A 7,557-nucleotide genomic window follows, 5' to 3' on the forward strand; every position below is an offset into this window, starting at 1 on the left:
CAATCTATTTTTTCTGAAAGTAGAACAAGTTCATGCTCGTGGTCAATAAAATCCACCAACATTGGGCGGAATAATTCTGGCTTCTTTTCTGGATTTTTCCCCAACATATTTGCAAGGTTTTAAAGCTCTAAGATACAAATTCTTGCAATAAAAAACAAGCTATTTTAAACCCAAAATACTAATAATCAGTAAATTATAGGTGGTTTAAGGAGAGACTAAATAACGAACCATCAAAATTTTTTTCGATGTCGTTGTCCTCATCGATGAAGATAAAAAAGACAAATGATTTGGAAATATTAACAGTCGTGATTCGCTTAAAGCTCATTTTTTTGGGCCAACCTGTGATGTATCTGGCAAAGAATTTGTCTAAGTTTTTTCGCGCTAAATACGCATCTCTATTAAATCCTATAAAAGAGATTGACTGCAATAACCCATTTTTCTAATTTTATTCGATTCTTTCTTTCGAAAGGGCAGAATTTTTATTTTTGTACAAAATCAACCGACTATGGCAAAACATACACCAGGCTATATAAAAAGGCAGAAAATTGCCAACTCAGGTACACACTTACTTTTTTATGAATTATTCGAACCAATAAATGAACCTCCAAAGGCTACTGTCCTTATACTACACGGGATGCAGGAGCATAGCGGTCGTTATAAAAATTTTGCAGAATATCTGGCGAACAACGGTTTTGCAGTTCTATTATATGACCATCTCGGACACGGAAAAACGGCGGAAAATCGGGTAGAACTTGGCTATTTTCAAAAAGAAAATCCCAAGCAGCAACTGATAGACGATGCCGCAACGATGGCTGCATTTTTAGAAAACAACTACCCTAACATTCCTCACTTTTTACTAGGTCATTCTATGGGGTCTTTCATTGCAAGATGCTTACTTCAGAATCAGGAAGCCGATTTTAAAGGCGCAGTCATCGTGGGAACGGGAGGAAAAATCAACGGAATCGGTTTGGCTAAATTTTTCCTGTCCATTAAGAATATTATTGCCCCAAAACACAGGAGCAAATTCATCAACCAAACTTTTTCAAAAATTAATAATCAACATTTTAAAGGCGAGAAAGATGGCGACCTTAACAGTTGGCTGAGCCTCAGCAAATCCAACCGTGAATCATTTTGCCGGGACAGCCTATGCGGAGTACCTTTTACCAATAATGGTTTTTACGCATTAGTTTCTCTAAACCAACAGGCAACGGAAAGAAAATGGGCAGAAAAAATACCAAAAGAATTTCCCTTTCTTTTTGTAAGCGGAGCTGATGATCCGATAGGAAACTTCGGAAAAGGGGTTGAAAAAACGGTAACACAAATGCAAAAAGATGGATTTACAGATGTTAATGCAAAAATTTATCCTGCTATGCGGCACGAAATACTTAATGAAGATATTAAAGAATCTGTCTATGAAAGTATAAAAGATTGGCTCTATGAAAAAATATCATAACCAAAAAAGTATTTTAATTAAAAATAATTGATTAATAATTAAAATACTTAGTTTATAATGGAAATTTAGCATTTATTAAGCTTTCAAAAAATCCTTGCTTTGCCATTCTGGATCAGGATATTTGTAAAAACCTTCGCCGGATTGCTGACCAAGTTTTCCTTTGTCGATAAGTTCGGTTTTTAGCTTTTCTGCTATTTTCTGTGTTAATTCTCCCGGGATTTCTTTTAAGATGTTGTAATTGGTGTTCATCCCATTCAAATCTAAAATGGCCATCGGTCCAAAAGGAGCACCTGTTGCTATTCTCCAGGTTTTATCGATTGTTGCAGGATCGGCAACGTCATTCGCCCACAGCGCAAGACCAGCCACCAAAAGCGGAATCAACAAAGAATCCAGAACGTAGCCCGATTTTTCCTTCTTCAGTTCCACGGGAAGCATAGCAATGGATTTTGCAAACTCTACAATCTCGTTATAAACCGTTGGGTCGGTTTGATCAGAACCCATTATTTCTGCCGTATTACGAACCATTATATGATTGGCAAAATGTAAATGGATGAATTTTTCCGGACGATCAGTAAATGTGCTTAATCTGCTCGGCAAAAGTGTGGATGAGTTGCTCGCGAAAATGGTTTTTTCCGGCGCGTGCTCAGAAGCTTTTTCCCAGAAATCTTTTTTGATATCGATGCTTTCCGGTACGGCTTCTATCAATAAATCAGCATCTTGTAAAGAAGCTTTCAAATCTGTAGAATAAGTGAGATTATTTTTGGTATTTTGGATTTTTTCTTCATCAGCTTTCAGGTAGTTCTTATATTCTTCAGCCAAGACATCAAAACGGTTTTTGGCTTTACTTAAAGCTTCATCATTAACATCATAAACCATGACTTTATAGCCGAAATAAGCACACTGCACCGCAATCTGAAAACCGAGAACGCCACTTCCAGCCACCACAACATTTTTGATACTGATTTTAGATAAATCGGCTTCCGGCACTTTCAAAAAATCTGGACTTTGCCACGAAGGATTTGGATATTTGTAAAAGCCTTCGCCAGTAGAAATTCCCAGTTTATTTTGGTCGATGAAAGTTGATTTAAGTTTATCCAGAACAATCTTATCATCTGTTTTGCCCTTCTCTACTTGCAGTTTGTAAATGTTGTATGGTGTCGTCAATCCGATAACATCATACAAAGCCATTGGTCCGTAAGGCGAACCTGTTCCCAGCATCCAGGTTTTGTCTATGGTTTCTGGCGTAGCATAATCGCCAATCCAAAGCTGCATTCCGGCATTCAGAAATGGATTTAATAAAGAATTGAGCACATAACCTGGAACTTCTTTTTTTACCAAAATAGGCACCATCCCTATCGCCTTTGAAAAATCGACTATTTCCTCAGATATTTTTTCGTCGGTTCCTGGATGTGGCATAATTTCCGCCGTATTTCGCAACCATATTTGATTGGCAAAATGCAGGTTAAGGTATTGAGCCGGTCTTCCTGTCACCTCAGCAAACTGACTTGGCAACAAGGTGGATGAATTACTTACAAAAATGGTTTTCTCCGGTGCAATTGCGGAGAGTTGCTTATAAAATTCCGTTTTTATTTTAATATCTTCTGGCACTGCTTCTATCAAAAGATCGGCATCTTTCACGGCAAATGCCAAATCGGATGAATAGTGCAGTCTTTCCCTGGCTTTTGTAATTTGTTCTTCGGTGGCGCCAAGATCCTTTTTATGACTTTCGGCCAAGCCCTCGAACTTTGCTTTCGCCTTTTCCAACACCTCATCACTGATATCGTAAACAGTGGTTTCAAATCCGTGAATTGCAGTTTGAAAAGCAATTTGGAATCCTAAAACACCACTTCCAGCTACCGTTACATTTTTTATTTTGCTCATAATTTTGGTTGATTTTTGGTAATAAAATTTACGGAACTAGGACTCAGCAATCTTCATTTTCAATTATAATTGATAAAACTTCGGACTGAATGCTTCCTCCAAATTCTTTGGTTCTTTACGTTTTTTGTGATTTAGCTCGTGTCTTGAGGTTGAAGATGTTACATACGCTGACTGCCGTGAACTCTGTAAATTTCCGATCGGTGAATTCTCTTCGATGGTTCTGAACGGTGTAAAAGACAGATTTTCCATAATTTCAAAATTACCATCCTCAGGAACCGTTTGTTTTGGTATTGTGATTTTTGCCACCGTACGGAATGGTGATAATTCCTGCGACCATTCTTTTGTAAGGTCATTCACAGGCATTTCTTTCAGGTTTTTGCAAAGTTGTATTTGCAACTCAAACGTAAGGTTTTTTTGAGCTATTTCTTTGATAATTCCTTTTCTGTACGGCCATTCTGCGCTGTCTAGATCAATATCTTTTTCCGTGATGGCGTTCTTGGTCTGCTCAGTTGGGATCACTCTTACTTTGGCGATATAATCACCGTGGCGTACCGCTCCCATACTGTAAAATTCATAAAGAAAACTGTTGATTGAAGGGATTTTTTCAAAAGTTTTAAGAGCGCCCAATTCCTTCAAAGCCTCAAAATTTGGAAATGCTTTTTTATTTTCGGTGACCCAAAGTGTGGCAAATTCCAATTTTCCCAAGGCTCCCTTTTCAAAGAAATCATTTAGCTTTAAAAAAAGCTTTGAAATGAAAACATAATGTTCTGCCGAGTTACAGAAAAACACGGGATTATTAATCAGGTTAAAATCAACATTGGGAGAATCTTCCTCTCCGGGAGATAATTTTTTGCCATCTATCCCAAAAATCTTTAAAGCAAATCCTTGTGCATTACCGCTTAGTTTATCGGGCAAAACTCTGGACGAACCATTGGAAAAGCGAACTGCTGCCTGGTGTTTTCCGGGTTTCGCATAAATGCCCTGCGCCAGTTCTTCGGGCAGATTATCCAAAATTTCAACCTCTGCTTTCAGCACTGCATAGCCATTGGCGTGCGCATCTCTTGTATGATGGGTCGCCCTGCTTAGGTTTGGCGTATTTTTGATGTATTCGCGGATATCGTTATTAATGGTGGTAATATACTCATCGAAATTTTCTGGAATTTCTTCCACTTCGTAACTGTACTTGATGTATTCTTCCATAGTGCTTTTTTTTATTTTAATTCGCTAATCCATTTTAAAGCAGAAATGCTTGGGATAAAACAATATTCGCCGCCTTTCACGATGTTGTAGGTCTGCAAACCACGGTATCTTTTGATGAGGGGTTCTCCAGGTGCAGAAAACAGTGCGTCTTCGTCCTGTACACCGATCATAGGATCTTTTTCTGTTCCCAGATTTTGGGCGTTACCATCGTTTGCCCATTGTTTTTGAAGAAATTCCAGTGTTCCCATTGCATCGGCACTAATGCCAATAAAATACTGTCCACGTTCCTTACCGTCATTTTTAGTTACCTCCGGCGGAACAATGTCGCCAAAAGTTACACTTTTTCTGATGATCCTGTGCAAACGTTCATCCTCCAAAACAAAAGATTTGGAATCTCTTGGGTTCATCCTGCGGATATGCGAACTGAACGGACACTTTTTACCGTACTCATCATTCTTGAAAGAAAAATCATTGTTTTTTTGCATATCATCTCCTAGCGATTTATCATCCTTTTCGGGAGCTAAAACCAAAGGTGCACCACTTCGCCAGCGACCTACCATTTTAGCAGCCAAGAGCTCTCCCTCTTCCGGCGAAGAAGAATTTTCTTTAACGAATTGATTAAATTCTGCCACTTGGCTCTGGTACTTTCTGAAAACCATAAAAGAACCGTTCTTTCCTAAAACTTCAGGTTGTGGAAATGGCTTTATGAAGCCTGCTTCTCCAGGATAGCCCATTATAAATTCGCCTGCTTTAAGTGGACGATCAAATCCGGGCGGCACATCTATCCCACTGCCTTCAATCTCCGGATTACTGATGCCATCCCTGAATCCGAATACATTTTTAACCTCTTCAGATACTGCGAAATCGTGGCTCATTATTACTTCTACGCCGCTGTTATTCGCCAATTTAGAACGAAATTCCTCCAGCTTGCTTTTCCACGCCTCTTCATTGTTGGCGATAACTGCCGCTGCGATGTGAATATGTGATCTTTTAAAAACCTTTTCCCAGTTTTTAGGGTCATTGACTCCAATGTCATAAAGAAACCGGGAACGTTCTGCCATTCCTTCCTTGAAGGATTCGGGAAAAGTATCGAGTGACTCTTGAGGGACACCGATTTTTTCTAGACCTTTATAAGTGAATGTCAAAGTAACCGATGCGCCTTCATTCTTATGCCATTCTTCCGCAGAACTCACAATCGGCAAAAGTTTTTGGAGCATTTGTCTGGCTGCCACAGCATCTTTGATTTCAATAATAGCCACTGTTCCGAAATATGGTATAGGTCGGCTTCTGAGAATTAAGGCCTGTATTTCATTCAGCTCAATTTCTACTTTATTTGGATTAAAAATCCGCTTTAAAAATTCCAGTGCCATAGATTAGATTTTATTTGCTTCGTCAATTGCCTTATTCAGTCCTTTAATGATTTTATCATTTCTCCTTATATCATTCACCGTAAGATGCGGAACACCTACATACCAACCTGTCGCGGTAATCTGATGGTCTAGAATGAACTGTTTTACACTCGGGTTTTTTATGCCTGGCCAGCCTTCAACATTCCCAAAAATGATGTCCATCAGCTGCGGAATTTTTGTAGCGAAATCATCAATATAAGCATCCCAATCACCATCGTAAGCCGTGCAGAAAAGAATCTTGGTATCGTTATCAAACAAAACTATACGAAGATCATGCAGCGTTCCTACTTTGGTTGCACCTTTCAGATCTCCGCCTGCAATTTCCATTATGGTTTTGAGATTTTCTGCACCTCCGGGTTTTAGGTCTGCCATCGCAGTTAACTCAGATACACGACCGGATCTTAACCCTTTTTTTCCGGCAGATGTAGTGGAATGGTCGTAACCATCATCGATACCTTCACTGAAATTCGCCTTTGCTAGCTCGGCAGCCAATTTTACTTTGTCTATAAAACTCATAATTTAGATTTTGATTAATGATTTATATTATTTTGTAAATCAACAATAATTTTGAGGAGAATTTTACAAATGTTATGCCATAATCTATCGTAATGTACCGAAATTCGTATTTTATGTACTGAAACTATGAATTTTTAAGCTTTATTAAAATACTTCAATTGACAAATGATAAAATCTTATGTCTACTCATTTTTTAATTATTGACAGAATTAATTACCTTTAAATATGGCAACACCCAAAAAGAAACCGACCTATAGCATTTAAAAGAAACTCGACTGTATCTATTCAGTGTACGTTTTGCTAATTCAATTCCAATAAGCTTCTCCTCACGGTCATTATGGTCTTTGAAAATACAGATTAAAGTTCGTAGCCGCTCACATTTACTTAACAATTTATTTCTTAAGCATTATTACAGGTAACAGCGTCGTCCGTTCTCAACAAAGTATTGTAGGCGTCGTAAATTTTTAGCGCAAAAGTTTTGAAATATGAGTTGTACGATTTGGTATCTTCTGACGAACCGACTAATCCCTGCGCTCTAGATTCGCTAATTTCTATTAAATTCTATAGGTAACTGAAATAAATCATTTCTTTAGTCACTAATCTTAAAAAAATACTCTTAGAAAGACCGAATTGATCATTGACCTATTTTATCAAATCTTTTTAGGAAACTGAATGGTAACTTTTATTCTGTTGAATTAGTCCACTTGAACAGATATAAAACATAAAACGCTTTAAAAACTATGTTTTAAAGCGTTTTGAACTATTTTGCTGTAATAGTTGCGATCCGGACGGGACTTGTTCATATTTGAAAAACTCCCTATCCATAAGCTTTATATCGTTCTCTTATTTTTAGGTCACCGAATAGGTCACTTTTTAAACAAGATTTAAGATTGTTTGTTTTTACTGGTGCAAATATAGGTCTTTTTTTAGTTTTACCAAAAAAAAGACAATTTTTCAAGACTAAATTTAACTAGTCGTTCCTTAACAAAACCCACTATTTAATTTATTTTTAAAAACAGGATTAGAAAACAGCATAATTTGTATCTTATAAAATAAGAAAATAATTTTCTGTTTCAGTAGTTCCATCATTTTCTTCAT

General features: G+C 37.5%; 5 protein-coding genes. 1 reads left to right on the plus strand and 4 read right to left on the minus strand.

What is annotated here, in order from left to right; translation table 11 throughout:
- The first annotated feature begins 505 nt into the window (after positions 1–505).
- Positions 506–1,453, plus strand: a complete 948-nt coding sequence (locus EHC72_RS22280; RefSeq protein WP_131539930.1) for an alpha/beta fold hydrolase — start codon at positions 506–508, stop codon at positions 1,451–1,453.
- Positions 1,454–1,528: 75 nt separating this feature from the next.
- Here EHC72_RS22280 and EHC72_RS22285 read toward each other — a convergent pair whose 3' ends face one another.
- The 4 genes from EHC72_RS22285 to EHC72_RS22300 all read right to left on the minus strand — a co-directional run bounded on the left by EHC72_RS22285 (position 1,529) and on the right by EHC72_RS22300 (position 6,459).
- Complete coding sequence (locus tag EHC72_RS22285; protein WP_131539931.1) at positions 1,529–3,334, minus strand: 3-hydroxyacyl-CoA dehydrogenase; 1,806 nt, start codon at positions 3,332–3,334, stop codon at positions 1,529–1,531.
- A 63-nt stretch (positions 3,335–3,397) separates the two neighbouring features.
- Positions 3,398–4,534 carry a catalase family protein gene (locus EHC72_RS22290; protein ID WP_131539932.1) on the minus strand — a complete coding sequence of 379 codons (1,137 nt, stop codon included), beginning with the start codon at positions 4,532–4,534 and terminating at the stop codon, positions 3,398–3,400.
- Between the two features lie 11 nt (positions 4,535–4,545).
- Positions 4,546–5,904 (minus strand): Dyp-type peroxidase, encoded by a 1,359-nt coding sequence (locus EHC72_RS22295; protein WP_124784997.1) that lies wholly within the window; start codon positions 5,902–5,904, stop codon positions 4,546–4,548.
- A gap of 3 nt (positions 5,905–5,907) precedes the next feature.
- The gene (locus EHC72_RS22300) at positions 5,908–6,459 is read right to left on the minus strand and encodes a hypothetical protein (RefSeq protein ID WP_063970987.1); all 552 of its coding nucleotides are present in this window, start codon (positions 6,457–6,459) and stop codon (positions 5,908–5,910) included.
- Positions 6,460–7,557 lie beyond the last annotated feature (1,098 nt).

Origin of the sequence: Pedobacter nototheniae (assembly GCF_004335085.1) — a bacterium.
Lineage (GTDB): Bacteria > Bacteroidota > Bacteroidia > Sphingobacteriales > Sphingobacteriaceae > Pedobacter > Pedobacter nototheniae.